Genomic DNA, 18,338 nt, shown 5'->3' on the forward strand with positions numbered 1-18,338 from the left:
TGGCTCAGGGCCTCCGGGTCATGCGGTTCAACCGAGCCGTGCCGGTCAGCACCGGATCGGCGGCAGATGTGCCCACCTCCACCTTGACGTCGCCCGCCGGGACAACCCAGCGCTTCGCCTTCGCATCATAGTCGGCCAGGACGCGCATGTCAGCGGTCACGGTAACTTCCTTGCTCTCGCCAGGCTTCAGGTTCGGTTTCGCCCATCCGATCAGCCGCTTGGCCTTGCCGGGCCGGGTCACATAGACCTGCGGCACGTCGGCGCCTTCCCGCTGGCCGCTGTTGGCCACGGTAAAGCGCACCGACAGCGTCTTGCCGCCGGTCACCTTCAACCCTTCATAGCGGAACTGCGTGTAGCTGAGGCCGTGGCCGAAGGGATAAAGCGGCTTCAACCCCTTTTTGTCGAACCAGCGATACCCGGCGTCCGAACCTTCGGGATATACGATGTCGAACGGCTTCAGACCAGCTTGCAGGCCATAAATGGCGCGGGTTTCCTTGTCCGCTGGCGGCGCGTCGGATCCCGGCAGCACCGGATTTGGCAACTGATCGACAGAGGCCGGGAAAGTCACGGGCAAGTGGCCGGACGGGTTGACCTTGCCGCTGATGACGCGCGCGATGGCTGCGCCGCCGCGTTGGCCACCATACCAGGCCGAAAGGATCGCAGGCACCTTGGCTTGCCAGGGCATCAGCACGGGATTGCCGGTTTCCAGAACGACGATCGTCTTGCCGTTCGCGCTTGCGACTGCATCGATCAGTTCATCCTGGCCTTCGCCCAGCGACATGTCCTTATGGTCCATTGCCTCGGTCGCATATTTCTCGGCAAAGGCGATGACGATGTCCGCAGCCTTCGCGGCCTGAACGGCGGCAGCGACGTCCTTACCGTCCAGATAGGTGATCGCCGCATTGGGTAATTCCGCGCGCAGTCCGTCGAGCGGCGGTGTGCCGCCATAGCCGCGCCGCGCAAATCCGGCGGCCGGACCACCCTCGGCAGGCTTGGAGACGCGCTTCAACCCACCCACGGGATTGACCTGGCTCGATCCGCCACCGCTTGGGACGCCGACGTCGGCATTGCCCCCGACGACCAATATCTTCTTCGCCGTTGCGGCCAGGGGCAGGATGCCGCCTTCATTGCGCAGCAGGACGATGCCTTGTTCGGCGGCCCGCTGTGCGATGTCGCCATTGGCGTCATAGTCGATCGGCTGCCCTGCCTTCAGCGGATTGTCGGCCACCCCATAGGCATAAATCGCGTAAAGTACGCGTCCTGCTGCCTTGTCGACAGCCGACTGCGGCACCTTGCCAGCCTTCACCGCTTCGACCATCAGACTGGAGAAATAGGGCTTTCCATCGATCTGCTCGCCTGATTGCTGGTCGAGCCCCGCGACGATCGCTTCGGTCGAGTGCACCGCGCCCCAATCCGACATCACATAGCCCTTGAACCCCCAGTCGCGCCGCAGCACGTCGTTCAGCAGGAAGGGGTGCTCACATGCATAAGTGCCGCCAACGCGATTATATCCGCACATGACCGACCCCGGATTGCCGCGTTCCATGCCGATCTGGAAGGCCAGCAGATCGCTTTCGCGCATAGCCTGCTCATCCATGTTCACCGACGCGATATTGCGTCCGGTTTCTTGATCGTTGAGCGCGAAATGCTTGATCGTGCCGATGATGTTGTTGGACTGCACGCCGCTGATCTGATTGCCAACCAGTTCACCCGCCAGCAGCGGATCTTCGCCCAGATATTCGAAATTGCGGCCCGCACGCGGATCGCGGACCAGATTGACGCCGCCAACCAGCATCACGTTGAAGCCCTTGGCGCGCGCCTCGGCACCGATCATCGCACCGCCCGCGCGCGCGATTTCCGGGTCCCAGGTGGAAGCCAGCGAAAGTCCCGATGGCAGAGCCGTGGCCACGTCACCCTTGCGCTGTTCCATCAGATTGGACACGCCCAGACTCGCATCGCTTTCGACCAGCATCGGAACGCCTAGCCGCTCGACGCCCTCGATATATCCCGCGCTGATGGGCACGTCCTTCGGCCTCTTGGCTACAGGCACCAGCGCGGTCATCGGCCCGTGGATCAGCCGGATCTTTTCTTCATCCGTCATTTTCGCGAGCGTTTCCGCCGCCCGGCGCTCTGCAGCGGTCTTGGTATCACGGGCATGTCCCGCAAGCGGCGTCAGCATCGTCCCGGCTATTGCGAGCAACAGGATTGATGAGGAATTCTTCATGGATGTTCAGCCCTCTCCGCTGGTGGGACATTTTGAGCATGTCGGCAGTTTTCATACTATGGGCTGAAACGACGGGCGTCAATATTCGATCGGGGGCGTTCGATTGATTTGGGACAGGCCATTGCTTCCGCCGATGGCTTGAGTCAGAGAAGTGATCATGCCAGCTACCAAGATGGAAAAAACCTTTACCCCCAAGCGGGGCCGCCCCGACGCAAAGCAGGTTGCGGCGATCGACAAAGCCATCCTCGCGACGGCGACGCGCATGTTCCTGGAATTGGGCTATGACGGCGTCGCGATGGAAAATATCGCGACGGAAACCGGCGTGTCCAAGGGCACGCTCTACGCGCGCTACCCTTCAAAGGAGGCGCTGTTCACCACGGTCATCCAGGACCGGGTCAGTCAATGGTCCCTCGCCTCGGCGCGGGAGGATCACCTGCTCACCGACGACATTGCCGAGCGGCTCCACCATCATGCCCAGACCATCGCCAGGTCCGTCCTTCAGACGGAGGTTCATGCGTTTCAACTCCTGACGCTCGCCAACCGGGAGCGATTCCCTGAACTTGCCCGCGCGATGTATGAGGCAGGCTATCTCTACATCGTCCGCCTGATCAGCAACGACATCAGCGAAGCGGCGAAGCGTGACGGCATTCCTGCGCGCGATCCCTCCGCGATCGCGCGGATGTTCGTATCCGCCATCACCGGGTGGGAATTGCAGGAAAGCAGCGCAGGCCCCATCAAGGAAGCGGAGTTCATCAAAGCTGCGCGCCAGACGGTCGAACTTTTTATGGCGGGCCGCGCAAGTTGGTGACTTGAATTTAGAACGTAGCCGTGCGATATAGGCCCGGTCATAATGGAGGATCCTGTTTATGCGTCTTTTGATTCTTGCCGCTGCTGCTTTGTCGGTTGCCACCCCCGCGCTCGCGCAGACGGCTGTCACCCCGGCCCCCGCACATGCGGCCCATGCCAAGCTTAACACGACCGACACCGAACTTGGCGTCCTGCTGGACAACCCCGCTGCCAAGGCGATCATTGAAAAGCATATCCCGGGTATGACGGCCAATGATCAGGTCGACATGGCCCGCGCCATGACGCTGAAGTCGATCCAGCAATATGCGCCTGACGATGTCACCGACGCGCGCCTTGCCGCGATCGATGCGGACCTTGCCAAGCTGCCCTGAACCGGTCACCCTACAAGCAATGAAAAGAAAAGGGCGCGAAAGCGCCCTTTTTTGTGTCCGCTCCTCTTCCGTCCCATTGCAACAGGCAAAGAAAAGGCCGGCTTTTGGCCGGCCCAAGTAGGTGTAGGAGAGTGCCTAAAAGGCATCTCTAATTGAACATGCTTCTATGATAGGTCAAGCAATTAGTGAGCGTCCGTCAACAATTTCATCATGTGGGAAATGGATCGTCGTCCCCCGCTTGACGCGGCGTCACCAGGCGAGCGGCACGCGGCGCGATCCATCTTTCGATGCTATCGACGATCTCATAAATCACAGGAACGAAGATGAGCGACAGGGCCGTCGAGGTGATCAGCCCCCCGATCACCGCCAGCGCCATCGGCTGACGAAACTCCGCGCCCTCGCCGATCCCCAGCGCAGTGGGCAACATGCCCGCGGCCATCGCGACCGTCGTCATGACGATCGGCCGCGCGCGCTCACGGCAGGCATTGCGCAGCGCCTGCGTCATCGGCGTTCCCGCCCGCTCCTCCTCGATCGCGAATTCCACCAGCAGGATGGAGTTCTTCGCGCACAGCCCCAGCAGCATCAGCAGGCCGATCATCGCTGGCAGGTCCAGCGTCTTGCCGAACAGCACCAGCGCGGCAAAGGCGCCAAGCAGCGACAGCGGCAGCGCCGCCAGAATGACGGCCGGTTTGAAGAATCCCTTGAACAGCAGCACCAGCACCGAAAATGTCAGCCCGATACCCGCCACGATCGCCAGCATGAAGCCGCCGAACAGCTCCGACATCGCCTCCGAATCGCCAACCTTGGCCTCTTGAACACCCTGGGGCAGGTTCCGCATCACGGGAAGCGCGGCGACCTCCTGCAGCGCCTGGCCAAGCGTTCGCCCGGCCACAAGGTCAGCCTCGACTGACACGCGCCGCTCCCGGTCATAACGCACGATCTTGCCCGGCCCCGCCTTGAACTGAATGTCCGCGACCGCCGACAAGGGCGTCGTCTGCCCATCGAGCGTGGGCACCCGCAGGTTCGCGATCGTGTCCAGATCCTGACGCGCTCTTTCGGGCAGGCGCACGCGAATCGGCACCCGTTCGTCGCCATCCGAATATTTGGCCACGCTCGCGTCGATGTCGCCAATGGTTGCGATGCGCAGTACCTGGGCAAGCGTCCGGCTGTCCACGTTCAGCCGCGCGGCTTCCTCTGCCCGCGGCGTCACGATCAGTTCGGGACCGGCAGGCGGAGGCGCCGGGCGCGGGTCGGAAATGGACGGCACCTTGCGCATCTGCCGCAGCAATTCGGTCTGCGTGCGCTCCAGCGCCTGGCCATCCTCACCGGCAAGGACGATGTTTACCGATGCCGATCCGAATGTGCCCTGGTTCGATAGACGGACGTCCGGAATGTCGCGCAATTTCGGCCGGATGATCGATCGGAATTCGTCGGTCGTCACATCACGATCATGCTTCAACACCACCGTCAGCGTGCCGGTGCGCATGTCGTCACCCGCGCTGAAGCCGCCCGATGTCGATCCCACCTGGGCGAAGACGCGTTCCACGGCGGGCTCTGCCGACAACATGCGGGTCGCATCATTGACGGCCCGCGCCATGTCGTCCCGCGTCGCGCCCGGCGGTCCCTGCACGGCGATATAAAGATAACCCGGATTGCCGACTGGCTGGAAACCTACCGGAGCGAAGCTTGCGAGCAGGATCGACAGGGCGAAAATTCCCGCGCCGATCCCCATCGTCTTCCAGCGGTGCGCCAGCGCCCAATCCAATATGCGGCCATAGATCGGGTTGACCGGCCGCTTCTCCCGATGCGCGCGATCCTTCAGCGGCACGAGGAAATAGGCAGCCATCAGCGGCGTCAACAGACGCGCGACAACCAGCGAGAACAGCACCGCCACCGCGACCGTCAGGCCGAACTCGCGGAAAAACTGCCCCGCCTGTCCGGGGATCAGCGACACCGGCGCGAACACCGCGATAATCGTGGCGGTGGTGGCGATTACCGCCAGCCCGATGGCATCGGCACCGATCAGGGCGGCGCGATAGGGCGTCTCTCCCGTCTCGATCCGCTTCTCGATATTCTCGACCTCCACGATCGCGTCATCTACCAGAATGCCGATGACCAACGTCAGTGCCAGCAAAGTGATGCTGTTGAGGCTGAACCCCATGGCCGACATCAGGACGAAGGTCGGGATCAGCGACAGGGGCATGGCCACAGCCGCTATGATCGTCGCGCGCCAGTTGCGCAGGAAGATATAGACGACGATCACCGCCAGGAAGATGCCCTCGATCAGCACGTGCTGGGTCGATGCAAAGGTCCGCCGCGTCGAATCCACCGTCGATACGAGCTTGGTGAAGGTGACGCCGGGATGATCGGCCTGAAGCTGGGCAATCACCTTGATCGCCCGGTCCTCGACGCTGATGTCGCTCGCTTCACGCGTCTTGCTGACCTGGATCGCCGTCACCGGCCTGCCGTCCAGACGCGCAAAGCCGCGCTGCTCGGCCGATCCGTCGCCAATCTCCGCGATGTCGGCCAGGCGGACGTAGCGGCCCTGCACCGGAATGGCGAGTTCGCGCAGCCGGTCGATGGTCATGGACGATCCAAGAACACGGATCGTCTGTTCCACCGCGCCCACATCGGCGCGGCCGCCCGGATCATCGCTGTGGAACGCGGCCAGGGCATTGTTCACCTGCGGCGCCGTAACGCCCAATGCCGCCATGCGCTGCGCATCCAGCACGATGTTGATTTCGCGGTCGGCCCCGCCAATGCGGTGAACCTGCGCGACGCCGGCCTGCGCCTGCAACGCGCGCGTCACCACCTTGTCGATGAAGCGCGACAGTTCCGTGTCGCCCATTCCCGGCGCACTCACGGCATAAGTCAGGATCGGCGCGCTATCGATGTCCAACCGTTGCACCAGCGGCGGGTCGATGCCCGGCGGCAGATCGATGCGCGCCCTCTCGACAGCGGTGCGGACATCGTCCGTCGCCTTCTGCATGTCGCTGTGCAGTTCGAACTCGACCGTCGTGGTCGATGATCCCAGCACCGCCGTCGAACTGATGTGCTTGACCCCCGCGACGCTGCTCAGGGCATTTTCGATCGGCCGGGTGATCTGGTTTTCGACTTCGCTCGGCGCCGCGCCATTTTGCGTGACCGTCACGCTGACGACGGGAAAGTTCACATTGGGGAACTGCTTGATGGGCAGTCCCACATAGGCCACGATCCCCGCGATCGTCAGCAATATGAACAGCGAGACGACGGGAATCGGATTCCGGATCGCCCAGGCGGAAATGCGCATGTCTATGGCCTCCCGCTTGGCGCGATCCGCACGCGGTCGCCTTCAAGCAGGAAAGCGCCGCCGCCCAATACAGCCCGAACACCGGGCTTCGCGCCGCTCACTATCTCCACCATCCCTGCCGCGCGCCGTCCCGTGCGCACCGATGCGCGATGCACGCGGTCCTGCTTGTCGAGCAGCAGCATATAGGCGCCATCGGCATCATAATGCACCGCGCGTTCGGGCGCGCTCAGCACCGATCCGGTGGCCTTCACGAAATCCGCCTTGGCAAAACCGCCAGGGCGCAGTTCGGGATTTACCGGCAGCGCGATGCGCGCGCGTGACAAGCCCGTCTGATTATCCACACGCGCGCCCAGCAGCCGGACCTTGCCGGTCAGCTTCGTGCCCGACGCCAAAGTCACCGCGACCGGATCGCCGATCGACAATGTGCCCATCGCCGCTTCGGGGACTTCAGCCTCCAGTTCGACCAGATCGTCCCGCGCGATGGTAAAGAGTATCGTGCCCGAGGCCGATGGTTCGCCCGGCCGTGCCGACCGCTGGAGCACGCGTCCCGCGACGGGCGACCGCACGATCAGCCTGCGCTGACGCGTCAGCAGGTCGTCCAACTGCGCCTTTGCCACGCCGACGGCGGCTTGTGCCGACCGGGCAGCGATGCGGCGCTGGTCAATGGCCTCCTGTGAAAGCACCCCCTGATTATCGAGCCCCGCGACGCGTCCTGCTTCCATGCGCGCTCGTTCATAGGCCACCTGCTGCTGGCTCAATTGCGCGCGCGCCTGATCGATCTGCGACCGCAGGAGTGTGTCGTCCAGCACCGCCAGCACCTGTCCAGCGCCTACGCGGGCATCCTCCTCCACCATGACGCGCGCAATGCGATAGCCGGAAAGCTCGGGCGCGACCGCCACTTCCTCGCGCGGGATCAACCGCCCCGAAGCGCTGAGCCCTCCTGCCAATCCCCGTTCGCCGACCAGCGCGACACTGACGGTCGGCGGCGGCGGCTCCTTCGCCCCGTCCGTGCTCCCCCCGCAGGCCGCGAGCAGCAGCGTCAGGGAAAGCGTCATGGCAAGGGGACGCGGCTTGAAGATCACGGCAGTTCCTTGGATTGGATAGGCAGGGCGACGGCGGGCTGTTCAGGCGCCGTCGCGGGATCATCGGGATTCCATCCGCCGCCCAGCGCCCGGAAAGCGCCAACGACATTGGTCAGCGCTTGCGTCCGCGCATTGGTAAGCGCCCGGCGCGCGGCGCGCCAGGTCTGTTCGGACTGGAGCAAGGTGGTGAGGTCGGTCAGGCCTGCGGCAAAGCCCTTGCGCCCAGCGTCGAACGCAAAGCGCGCCCGCTCCTCTGCAAAGCTGAGGTCAGCCAATCGCGCCCGATCGGCTGCAACCAGCGCAAGCGCGATGTCGGCATCGCGAAAGCCTGCCTGCACAGCCGCCTCATAGCTTACCACGGCCCGCTCACCTTGTGCCTGCGTGGCGCGCAGCTGTGCCATCAGCCGCGTGCGATCCAGCACCGGCAGGCTCAATCCGGCTGCGATCGACCAGATGCTCGAAATGCCCACGGCCGGGCCGGCGGTGCGGCTGATATTGCCATTGCCTTGAAGGGTGAAGCGCGGGAACAGGGCCAGCCTGTCCACCTTGACCGCGCTCGTGGCTGCCGCAACCCGCGCCTCGGCGGCCAATATGTCTGGACGACGCGCCAGCAGCATGGCGGGCATCGAGGCCGGGACCGGCGGCGGCGTGTCGAGCCGCGCGTCGATGGCGAGGCTGCTCGTCGGCGCATCCGGCGATCCGATCAGGACCAGCAGCGATCGCTTGGCGTTCCGCAGCGCTGTCTCGATTCGGGTAAGCTCTGCCTTGGCTGTCGCCTCGTCGCCTTCCAGCCGCGCGGTTTCGGACGCTGCGATCAGCCCGCGATCGCGCCCGAGTTTCGACGCGCGTGCCAGATCGCGCGCGATCCGCAAACCTTCTTGCGCATCGTCGCGCTGTACCGCCAGGCCGCGCGCCTCGAACAATGCGCTGGCGACGTCAGCGGCCAGGCTCAACCGCGCGGCGTGATAATCATAGGCTGCCGCTACATAGGTGGCTCGCGCCCCTTCCCCGATCGCACCCAGCCTGCCGAACAGGTCGATCTCCCAACTTGGGCTGAAGGCGAGCGACTGGCTGTCGCTCTGTGCCGTGGAACCGAACAGGTCCACGCCGGACAATTGGCGGCCATTCTGCAGCTGCGCCGATCCGCTGATCGCGCCCGTGGGCAACCGCTGCGACAGCGACTGGTCGCGTATCGCCCGCGCCTCGCGCAACCGGAAATAGGCTGACCGCGCGTCGGTACTCTGCGCCAGCGCCTGTTCCACAAGTGCGGAAAGTTGCGGATCGCTGAAACGCTCCCACCATCGGTCGAGCTTTTCGTCGGCCACCGCTGCGGGCGCGGCCTCGAAGCGCTCGGGCAAGCTGATGTTCGGACGCGCCAGCTTGACCGACGGCGCACAGCCGCACAGCAGCACACCCAGGAAGAGGGACAGGGGGCGCGAACCCGGCAGGTGCGGCAAGTGGATGACCTCCAATCTAGATCAACGGCCTCTCGAATAGCGGACCGAAAAAAAGAAACAAGATTGTTTATTTTCATCCCAATCTTTTTTTGCCAATGCTTTCCTTCATGACTTCCCCTCCCCCCAACCGCCGTCCGGGCCGCCCCCGCCGCGAAGAAAGCGGCGACGTCGAACAGCGCCTGGTCGACACCGCGATGCAAATGCTCGCCGAACATGGTCCCAGCCTGACGATGAACTCCATCATCGCCGCGTCCGGTTTGTCGCGCAAAACAGTCTACGCCTATTATCCCAACAAAACGGCGCTTTTTGCCGCTGTCGTCCGGCAAATGCTCGGTTACGCGCTCAGCCCCGTCACCATTCCCCCGCGCCCCGACTGGCGGGAAAGTCTGCTCGCCTTCGTCGAAGCCTGCCTGGTGGAAGTCTGCGAACCCTATGCCACCAGCATGCGCCGCCTCCTTATGTTGAACCCGTCCTTCATGGAAGAAGCGCGGCCGCATATCGAGCAAGTGGTCGTGCGTCGTTATCTCGACCCGCTGATCGCTTTCCTCCAGTCATTGGTGGATCAGGGGACGATCCCCGAACAGGATGTCCCCTTCGCAGCGGAGTCCCTCACCAGCCTGATCCTGTCGGAATCACACCGGCGCTTTTTCACCGGGGAAGCGGACAATATCATTGATCCGGTCCATCTGAACGCGCACGCGCGCCGCCTGACAGGCCTTTTCTGCGGCGGCGTTTTTGCGCCGGGGGCCGTTCATTGATCAAGTGGCAGGCGTAGCCTGGACTACTCCTAACGCGTTGCGAAATCTTGCGCATGAGGTTCATTTCGCACGTAGCCGTTCAGAAAAACTATTGCCTGCGTTTTTCCCTCCGATATAGTGCACGCAAACGGCCAATTCATAAGAGCCGTTTTATCAACAACACCTCTGGGGAGGATTATCGATGCGAATGAAGCGTGCCACACGCGCAGCGCTCCTGTGCGCTGGCGTTTCTGCTTTTGCTGTACCTGCGCTGGCTTACGCCCAGGCTGGGTCTGAAAATTCGACTAGCGACATCGTCGTCACGGCCACGCGCCGCGCTGAGAACCTCAAAGACGTGGCTATGTCGGTCAACGTCGCGACAGGCGAGCAACTTGAGAAGTTCAATATCTTCGACGTCAAGGATGTTCAGCAACTCGCGCCTGGCCTTGAACTGACCAACACGACTGGCCGTAACAACACGACGACCCTTCGCGGCATCACGTTCGATCCAGACCAGGGCACCGATCCGGCAGTCCAGCTCTATTACAACGAAATCCCAACCGATGCGCAGACTGCCTTTACGGCCATCTACGACATCGAACAGATCGAAGTTCTTCGCGGTCCTCAGGGTTTGCTGCGTGGTATATCAGCGCCCGCAGGCTCGATCACAATCCGCACCCGGCGCCCGAATTTCGATCAGATCGAGGGCTACGGCCAGGCGACCGCGACGGATCGTGGCGGCTATAACGTGCAGCTCGGGACGACCCTGCCATTCAATGAAAACCTGTCGCTACGGGTCGCAGGCCTGGTTGACGGGAACCGCATCAACCACGTCTACAATATCCCGCGTGACAAAAGGTCGTACGGCCAAACCCAGAGCGCCCGCGTCACCTTGGGCTGGCGGCCTACGGAAAACCTGACGACCTATCTGACCTATCAGTATCTGCAGGCAGACAATAACCAGTACACTCAGTCGTTCGGCCCCGGCAACACGCCGTTCTCCGCCGTTCCAGTGGCAACTCTGGCCGGTATCTTCATCCCCGATACGACGGTTCGTTCCGGCCCACCTTTGTCTGCGACCGACTATGCGTCGGTTCAAGAAGGCGGTTTCCGCACACGCAACCGGACCCACCTCATCAATCTTGCCGCGGATCTGGACTTGGGTTGGTCCACCCTGTCCTTCGTAGGCGCCCACCAGTACAGCAAGCTCCAAACCAATCGCGACCTGGATACCACCAATGCGATCCCGGGCTATATACAATATTCCAATGTTGTGACCCCTTATAAGGTCGACACGGGCGAATTGCGCCTGCAGTCAAATAATGACGAAGGTCTTGGCTGGGGCGTTGGCGCTTTCTATTCACGACAGACTGGAACCACCACCGTTAATCAGGATGCATCGCAATTCTGGTATGCGGCCGCGCCAGGGTCGTTTAATCCGGTGCCGGGTTGCATCCTTGATCCCACGGCGCCTTGCGATACACTTACGCCCTTCCCGATCCCCAACACTTTGGCCATCAGGACGCTGGTCGATGTACCGGTCAATGTCAAAACCGCATCGTTCAGCGCTAATCTGCGCTACAAGGGCGGCGGCCTGACCGTAGAAGGCGGCCTGCGCTACACCATCAGGAAGCAGGTCGACTCAACTATATTGACCTTGGTCGGGGACGTGAACAGCGGTCCGGAGGAAATCATCCCGGCTTCGTTGCGGCGCAGCACTGACAAGCCACTCACAGGCGGCCTCAGCGTCAATTATGCACTTACCGATGATCTGAACGTCTATGCGGCCTATGGCCATTCATTCCGTTCGGGCAGCACCGGCGTCTCTGTTCCTGCTGGCGTCTCGAGCGATTTGATCCGGACCGATCCGGAAAAGACCGACTCCTATGAGGTCGGCTTGAAGGGATCGGTATTTGACCGGAAGGTGAACTTCACCGTCGCGGCCTTCTATCAGAAGTTCGACGGCTTCCTCAGCCGGTTCACGGGCATATTCTATAACTGCCCTGATTTCGGAGACGGTACGTGCGCCCTCGGCGCGCCACCGATCGACAATGCGACTGACGTGCCTGCAACAAATGGCGGTTTCGACTTTAACTACAATGCTCCTGCCAAGGTAAAAGGCATCGAAGTCACCATCGACGCAAGGCCTACGCCTAACTGGGACCTGAACATTGCCGCATCCTACGCGCGTGCACGGTTCAGCAACGCACTGGTTCCCTGCAATGACTTTGCAGGCACCGGTACGCCGAACCAGGACGGCACGCCGCGTATCACCGGAACAGGCAATGTCAGCTTCTGCCGCACCAATGGCCGACTGGCGGAAGCCCCCGATTTCGGCCTGACCGCAAACACGGAACTACGGTTCCCGATGGGCGACTACACGCCATTCATCCGTGGCTTGTTGGCCTATCGTCCGGGGTTCTATTCGGAGCGCGTGCAATATGATTATCGTAGCCGTGAACAGATCAACCTGTTCGTCGGCTTGCGTGGTCCGGAATCCAAGTGGGAACTGACCGGCTTCGTCCGCAATCTGCTTAATCAGAAGCGGATCAGCAACATCGCCGGTGGCGAGGGTCAGGTGAATGCCCTGCTTGGAAGCACGTTCAACTCGGGCTACCGCTCGGTAAATGTTACGGTTCCGCGGGAATTTGGTATCACCGCTAACGTGAAGTGGTAAAGAATTGCCAGCCTCCGCCTCCTACGGGAGGCGAAGGCTGGCATCCTTCGGCTAATGTGCCCCCCTGCGCCTGCACTTATTCGGCTGCAACGGGCGCAATCTCCTGATCTTGCGAACTCGGCATCAGGCATGCGCCAATGTCGATGAAGAAGAGGGCTTATCCAGCAAGCTTCTGGATTCCCACTCCCCCGCCACTATCATGACGGTAAGCTGTCGGCGAATGCCCGGTCCATGCTCGAAATGCCTGACGAAAGGCGTCGGAGTCACAATAATCGAGCCGCCCTGCAATATCTTCGATCGACATGCCCGTGCGGCGTAGCAGGTGCAGCGCCAACTCGCGGCGGCAGCTTTCGCGTACTTGCCGGTAACTGGTGCCCTCGCGCGCCAACTGACGCCGCAGCGTCGCCTCGCTTCCTCCCAGGGCGTTGACGAGTTCCCCGAAGGCGGGCAGCCGCCCCTCGCTCTTCAGCGCCGCCATGGCGATGCCCCGCACACGTGTTTCAGTCGGCATGCGATCCGTCTCTCTGACGCTGGAGACGAACAGCAGATTGCTGAGCGGCCGCCGCTGTTGGTCTTCCCAACTGCGCATGACGGGATAATCAAGAAGGGAGGCGCTGAAATCAAAACCGCTCCAACGCTCGGCGAGCCGGACCGGAAAAGGCAAAGGGGGCAAATCGAGCGAAGCGAAGACTCCCGGCGGATGATTGAGCCAAGCACTCCGGACACCGATCGGATGGTCGATCAGCCAGCCAAGAAGACCATGAATTTCCATCACGCCGAACAGGTCGATCAAACAGCCTGTCGAAGTCGATCCGCCCGCCCGCACCGCTTCAAGTTCAAGCTGAGCCGTGTCGCCATGGGTGCGAAGCGCCATCTTGCCGCATCTCCAGTCGATCGCCTCGAAACATTCGCAACATCGCACGATTGCTTCACGCAGAGTGCGTGCGCTCGTCAGGCTGTACATCACCACGCGCCAGTCGCAACCGCGTAAACCTTGGCGGCCCGCCATCACCGCGTCGCGACGAGCCAGTTGATTGATGGCGAAGCTGGTCATGCGGGCAAGATCTGCCACGGGCAGGCTGCTCAGCGTACGTCGGCCGTCAGGCCTCTGCCCCACATGTTCGAAAAGGGGTTCAATCGATCCAAAAGCTTCGGAATAGATCGCGAAAACACGTTCGGCGACGCTTTCGGCCAAGTGCCATTTGCTTAATTCCGCCTGTGCTGACCGCATCACCGCCTCCCGTTATTTTCGATCAGTCTATTATATGACGCGTGCAAGATAAATCTTTCGCTTTCCTACACCGCTCAGCTTCCCATGCGCGAAATTGCCGCGTCGGATGATCGTTTTTGGGGTGGTGGCCAGTTGCGGGAAGAGTCATGAAAATAGCAATGCCCGTTGAAGCGGCATGAAAGGACGACATGAAGGGCAGAGAGGACTTAACCGGCCATATGCCGGCCAAGGCATATTGGGCCTTACCCCTGATCGCTGCATCCCTGGTTGGCGCCGACGCGCCGACAGGCGGCGAAGAGGGCGTGCACGCCTTTGTCCTCAGCAATGTCTATCTTGCGCAGGGGGGTGAAAAGGACAGTTGTCCCAGCCCGGACATCGGTGATCTTGATCGTTTCTACGCCATGCTCTCGCCCGCGGAGCAGGCCAAATATGCGGGCAAGGAAAAGCGGCAAGCACTTGAAGAGCGGATGAATGAATATTTCAAGTTCCGCCGCATATTCATCCGCGGCGAACGCGCCTCTTCCGTGAAATTCCCGCCGAACTATGATCCGAAGGCAGAACCGACACAGGAACTTGCGGCAGCGATCGGCGCGCTGAATGGCCTGCCCAAAGGCGCCGGCCGCCTCGCGTTCCAGAAGCGCGAGGTAGTCTATAGCGCCTGCTCGAACCCTGCTGACTTCCCGATGTTGGGGAAAGGCTTCAAGACCTACGAAGGCAAGATCGCGGCAGGCATGAACCTCGACGGCAAAGTCGGGAAATCCGACTTTGACGGGCCAAATGGTGAAAAGGGAATCGACAATCGGCTGTGGCGCGCTGTCGGGTGCGTTTCTGCATTTCGCGAGAGCAGCAAGGAAGAGCTCGCGCGCAAGACGATGATGTCCATGCGCGCGCCTACCGTGGTAGAGTTGAGGGGCGTCGATAGTCTTCAGGATGATCCTGACGTGACTGTGACTGTTCTGGCCGTCAACGAACCGCTGACCCGCGACGGCCGCGGAGAGCCTCTCGCCCGCGTAACCTTCACGCCCGATCCCAACCCGCAGCTTCGCGCATCGGTGAAAGGGCGCATCACAGGCGGGGTGCTGACGACCGATTCGGTCGATCTGACGCTGAATTACAAGGAACAGATATTGGACACGCCGCGCCATATCCGGGGCGCGCGGATAAAGGCGAAGTTTGGTGCCGATGGCTCCATCAACGGCAGCATATTCGGCTATTACACGCTCGACAGCTTCTATGACTCGATCGAGCAGATGACGCAGAACGGCGCCAACCTGTCGCACGTCTCCTGCCCCGGCATTCGAAGGGCCATCGACCGCTTCGCCGATGGTTATCGCGATCCCCGCACCGGCCGGTTCACCGCCATATCATCCGCTTATGACTTCGTCGGCGTCAGGGCGTTCCTCGCCAAACCCGATCAGGTCGCGCAAAGAGAGACATTGCCATGAAGATCAGGGCACTGCCGTCGCTGGCACTTGCAGGAGCTTGCCTGACCCTCGGCCTCAGTATCGCTTTCAGTGGAGCGCGCGCCGACGAAAGCCACGCCGATACGCCGCCCAGCCAGATCCGCCGCCTGACCGAAAGCCAATATCGCAACGTCGTCGCGGATGTTTTCGGACCGGACATCAAGATTGTCGGCCGGTTCGAACCCGATCTGCGGATAGATGGACTTCAGGCCGTCGGGACCAGCGCCGTTTCGGTAACTGCCGCCGGGCTTGAACAATATGAAAATTTGGCGCGCAGCATTTCGGCGCAGGTGACGGACGAACAGCATCGCGCTAAACTGGTCCGCTGTGTGCCCACCCCCGCCGATCAGAATGGCGCTGCCTGTGCTCGCCAGTTCTTCCAACGCGTGGGCTTGCAACTCTACAGGCGGCCTCTAAGCGATGCGGAGGTCACGGCTCTCACGAAAGCCACCACTGACGCGACAACGACGCTCGGAGACTTCCATGCGGGGCTCGCTGCGACGCTCAGCGGCATGCTGACCAGTCCCGAATTCCTGTTCCGCATCGATCGGCCCGCGCCGTCCCGCCGCAATATCGATGCCTGGTCGAAAGCAAGCCGCCTCTCTTTCCTGTTCTGGAACAGCATGCCTGACCAGACGCTGCTTGACGAAGCGCGCAGCGGAGCGCTCGATACGCAGGCGGGGCTCACGAAAGCAGTCGATCGCCTGATCGCCTCTCCGCGTTTCGAACAAGGTGTCCGCGCCTTCTTCACCGACTATCTCCGCCTCGACGGAATGGACGAGCTGGCAAAGGACTCGCTTATCTATCCCGCCTTTTCGCAGGCGATCAGCACATCGCTGCGCGAACAGACGCTCCGCACCATCAGCTGGTTTCTGGTGGAGCGCAAGGGCGACTATCGCGACCTGTTCACGACCCGGTCCATCGCCATGAACCGCTCGCTCGGCCCGATCTACGACATACCGGTCAGCAAGGCCGACTGGTTCATGTATGAATTCCCGCAGAGTGATCCCCGCAGCGGGCTGCTCACCCACGCCAGCATGTTGGCGCAACATTCCCACCCAGGCCGTACATCGCCCACGCTGCGCGGCGTGGCGCTGCGCGAGATATTCCTGTGCGAGAAGATTCCCGCTCCCCCAGCGAACGTGAATTTCGCGGTGGTGCAGAATGTCGATAACCCGACGTTAAAGACCACACGGGCACGGCTGCAGGCGCATCTGGATGACGAGGAATGCGCAAGCTGCCACCGGCGCACTGATCCTATTGGTCTAGGCCTCGAACAATTTGACGGTGCGGGACAGTTCCGCAAGGTCGAACATGACGAGGTGATCGACGTCAGCGGCGATTTCGAAAAGCAGGCGTTCAATGGTGCAGCGGCGCTCGGTCAGCTGTTCCGCAACAATCCGCGCGTCAGCAGCTGCCTCGTTCAGTCCGCATGGCGCTACGCTAATGGCCGCAATCCGTCCGGCAAGGATGGGGCGGAAATCGCCAAGCTGGACCAGAGCTTTGCGGCAGGCGGACATCGCTTTCCGTCGCTGATGCGCGCCATCGCTCTTGATCCCGCCTTTTACACGATGCCGCGCCTTGGACCGGAGCGCCGCTTGGCTACTGTTCGCAGAATGAAGGAGACTGGCTGATGCTGATGCATGGAACGACGCGGCGCGGTTTCCTGCTGCGCGGCATAATGGGCGGCGGCGCGGTGACGCTTGGCCTGCCCCTGCTCGACGCATTTCTCGACAATAACGGCACCGCCTTTGCCGCGACGCTTGGCGGAGGGCGCCTGCCCGTCCGCTTCGGCACATGGTTCTGGGGATGCGGGATGATCCCGGATCGCTGGCAACCGAAAAAGACCGGGACGGATTACGACCTGCCGCCGCAACTCGCGCCGATCGCCAATGTGAAGCAGCATGTCAGCGTCCTCACCGGCTTCGACGTGGTGCTGGACGGCAAAGGCAATCTGCCGCACCTGACGGGCAATACCGGCGTGCGAACGGGCGCCCCCACCGACGACTGGCTCGCGATCCGCGCGCCCACGATCGATGTGCTGATCGCCGACGCGATAGGCAGCGGCTCCTTCTTCCGCTCGCTCGAACTGTCGGCGGATGGCAATCCTCGTACCAGCTATTCCTTCCGCGACGGCCGCAGCATGAATTCGGCGACGCCCAACGCTGTCGAATTCTATCGCAAGATTTTCGGCCCCGACTTCAACGATCCCAACAAGGCTGACTTCAAGCCGGACCCCCGGATCATGGTTCGGCGCAGCGTCCTCTCCGGCGTGACGGAGCAGCGGCGCGCCTTGGAAAGCAGCCTTGGCGCGACCGACAAGGCGCGTCTCGATCAATATTTCACCTCCGTCCGCGAGATGGAAGGAAAGCTGGCCCTGCAACTGCAAAAGCCGCCCCCGGCCGAAGCGTGCGTCGTGCCAGCGGACGCTCCTGCCGTATCCGGAGACACGACGGATGTGGAGCAGCGCAAGATTAATCACCGGTTGATGGCGCAGATGCTGGCTATGGCGCTCGCCTGCAATCAGACCCGCGTATTCAACATGAGTTTCTCGACGGCAGCGTCCGATCTGCGCCAGGCAGGGCAGACGACCGGATACCACCAGAACACGCATGAAGAGCTGATCGACCGCTCCATCGGCTATCAACCGACGGTCGATTTCTTCGCCATCCGCAACATGGAGGCATGGGCCGATTTCGTGTCGGCACTCGCGGCCATCAAGGAAGGCGACGGCACCCTGCTCGACAATACGCTGGTTTTTGCTCATTCCGACGTTTCCTATGCGAAGAACCATGATGTGCTTGGAATCCCGGTGATGCTCGCCGGGCGCGCTGGCGGAAAGGTGAAGACCGGCCTGCATATCCAGGGCAATGGTGAAACGATCAGCCGCGTCGGCTTGACTCTTCAACAAGTCATGGGAATTTCGATGGATAGCTGGGGTATCGATGCGATGAACACCAAACGGCCCATCAGCGAAATATTGGCGTGACGATCACAGAA

Annotated in this window: 12 protein-coding genes; 7 read left to right on the forward strand and 5 right to left on the reverse strand. The window is 61.9% G+C overall.

The window, feature by feature from the left end:
* Positions 1-4: 4 nt before the first annotated feature.
* Positions 5-2,224: a glycoside hydrolase family 3 C-terminal domain-containing protein gene (locus tag ACYU8T_RS14110; RefSeq protein ID WP_461159967.1), complete on the reverse strand. Its 2,220-nt coding sequence runs from the start codon at positions 2,222-2,224 to the stop codon at positions 5-7.
* 172 nt (positions 2,225-2,396) lie between these two features.
* On the opposite strand from ACYU8T_RS14110, the gene ACYU8T_RS14115 reads away from it, so the two are divergent.
* Positions 2,397-3,032, forward strand: coding sequence for a TetR/AcrR family transcriptional regulator (locus ACYU8T_RS14115; protein WP_461159968.1), 636 nt, complete (start codon positions 2,397-2,399; stop codon positions 3,030-3,032).
* A gap of 58 nt (positions 3,033-3,090) precedes the next feature.
* The gene (locus ACYU8T_RS14120; protein ID WP_461159969.1) at positions 3,091-3,402 is read left to right on the forward strand and encodes a hypothetical protein; all 312 of its coding nucleotides are present in this window, start codon (positions 3,091-3,093) and stop codon (positions 3,400-3,402) included.
* 208 nt (positions 3,403-3,610) lie between these two features.
* On the opposite strand, the gene ACYU8T_RS14125 is transcribed toward ACYU8T_RS14120, so the two are convergent.
* Genes ACYU8T_RS14125 through ACYU8T_RS14135 form a run of 3 tightly spaced genes read right to left on the reverse strand, consistent with a single transcriptional unit; the run spans position 3,611 to position 9,230 of the window.
* The gene (locus ACYU8T_RS14125; RefSeq protein ID WP_461159970.1) at positions 3,611-6,691 is read right to left on the reverse strand and encodes an efflux RND transporter permease subunit; all 3,081 of its coding nucleotides are present in this window, start codon (positions 6,689-6,691) and stop codon (positions 3,611-3,613) included.
* Positions 6,692-6,693: 2 nt separating this feature from the next.
* Positions 6,694-7,773, reverse strand: a complete 1,080-nt coding sequence (locus tag ACYU8T_RS14130) for an efflux RND transporter periplasmic adaptor subunit (protein ID WP_461159971.1) — start codon at positions 7,771-7,773, stop codon at positions 6,694-6,696.
* Entirely contained in the window at positions 7,770-9,230 is a 1,461-nt protein-coding gene (locus ACYU8T_RS14135; RefSeq protein WP_461159972.1) for an efflux transporter outer membrane subunit, read from the reverse strand. The genes ACYU8T_RS14130 and ACYU8T_RS14135 overlap by 4 nt, the downstream gene beginning before the upstream one ends.
* Before the next feature lie 107 nt (positions 9,231-9,337).
* Between ACYU8T_RS14135 and ACYU8T_RS14140 the strand changes: the two genes are divergently transcribed.
* Together ACYU8T_RS14140 and ACYU8T_RS14145 are read left to right on the forward strand one after the other, a co-directional pair.
* On the forward strand, positions 9,338-9,988 hold the full coding sequence (locus ACYU8T_RS14140; protein ID WP_461159973.1) for a TetR/AcrR family transcriptional regulator: 651 nt from the start codon (positions 9,338-9,340) through the stop codon (positions 9,986-9,988).
* A 187-nt stretch (positions 9,989-10,175) separates the two neighbouring features.
* A complete protein-coding gene (locus tag ACYU8T_RS14145; protein ID WP_461159974.1) occupies positions 10,176-12,644 on the forward strand; it encodes a TonB-dependent receptor in 2,469 nt (822 codons plus the stop codon).
* A gap of 157 nt (positions 12,645-12,801) precedes the next feature.
* On the opposite strand, the gene ACYU8T_RS14150 is transcribed toward ACYU8T_RS14145, so the two are convergent.
* Entirely contained in the window at positions 12,802-13,875 is a 1,074-nt protein-coding gene (locus ACYU8T_RS14150) for a helix-turn-helix domain-containing protein (RefSeq protein WP_461159975.1), read from the reverse strand.
* Positions 13,876-14,063: 188 nt separating this feature from the next.
* Here ACYU8T_RS14150 and ACYU8T_RS14155 point away from each other — a divergent pair, with 188 nt between their 5' ends.
* The 3 genes from ACYU8T_RS14155 to ACYU8T_RS14165 are packed head-to-tail and all read left to right on the forward strand — an operon-like array spanning position 14,064 to position 18,327.
* On the forward strand, positions 14,064-15,320 hold the full coding sequence (locus ACYU8T_RS14155) for a hypothetical protein (protein ID WP_461159976.1): 1,257 nt from the start codon (positions 14,064-14,066) through the stop codon (positions 15,318-15,320).
* Positions 15,317-16,972, forward strand: coding sequence for a DUF1592 domain-containing protein (locus tag ACYU8T_RS14160; RefSeq protein ID WP_247233486.1), 1,656 nt, complete (start codon positions 15,317-15,319; stop codon positions 16,970-16,972). Before ACYU8T_RS14155 ends, ACYU8T_RS14160 begins: the two co-directional genes overlap by 4 nt.
* Complete coding sequence (locus ACYU8T_RS14165; RefSeq protein ID WP_461159977.1) at positions 16,972-18,327, forward strand: DUF1552 domain-containing protein; 1,356 nt, start codon at positions 16,972-16,974, stop codon at positions 18,325-18,327. Before ACYU8T_RS14160 ends, ACYU8T_RS14165 begins: the two co-directional genes overlap by 1 nt.
* Positions 18,328-18,338 lie beyond the last annotated feature (11 nt).

Source organism: Sphingobium sp. TomMM35A, from assembly GCF_054771735.1.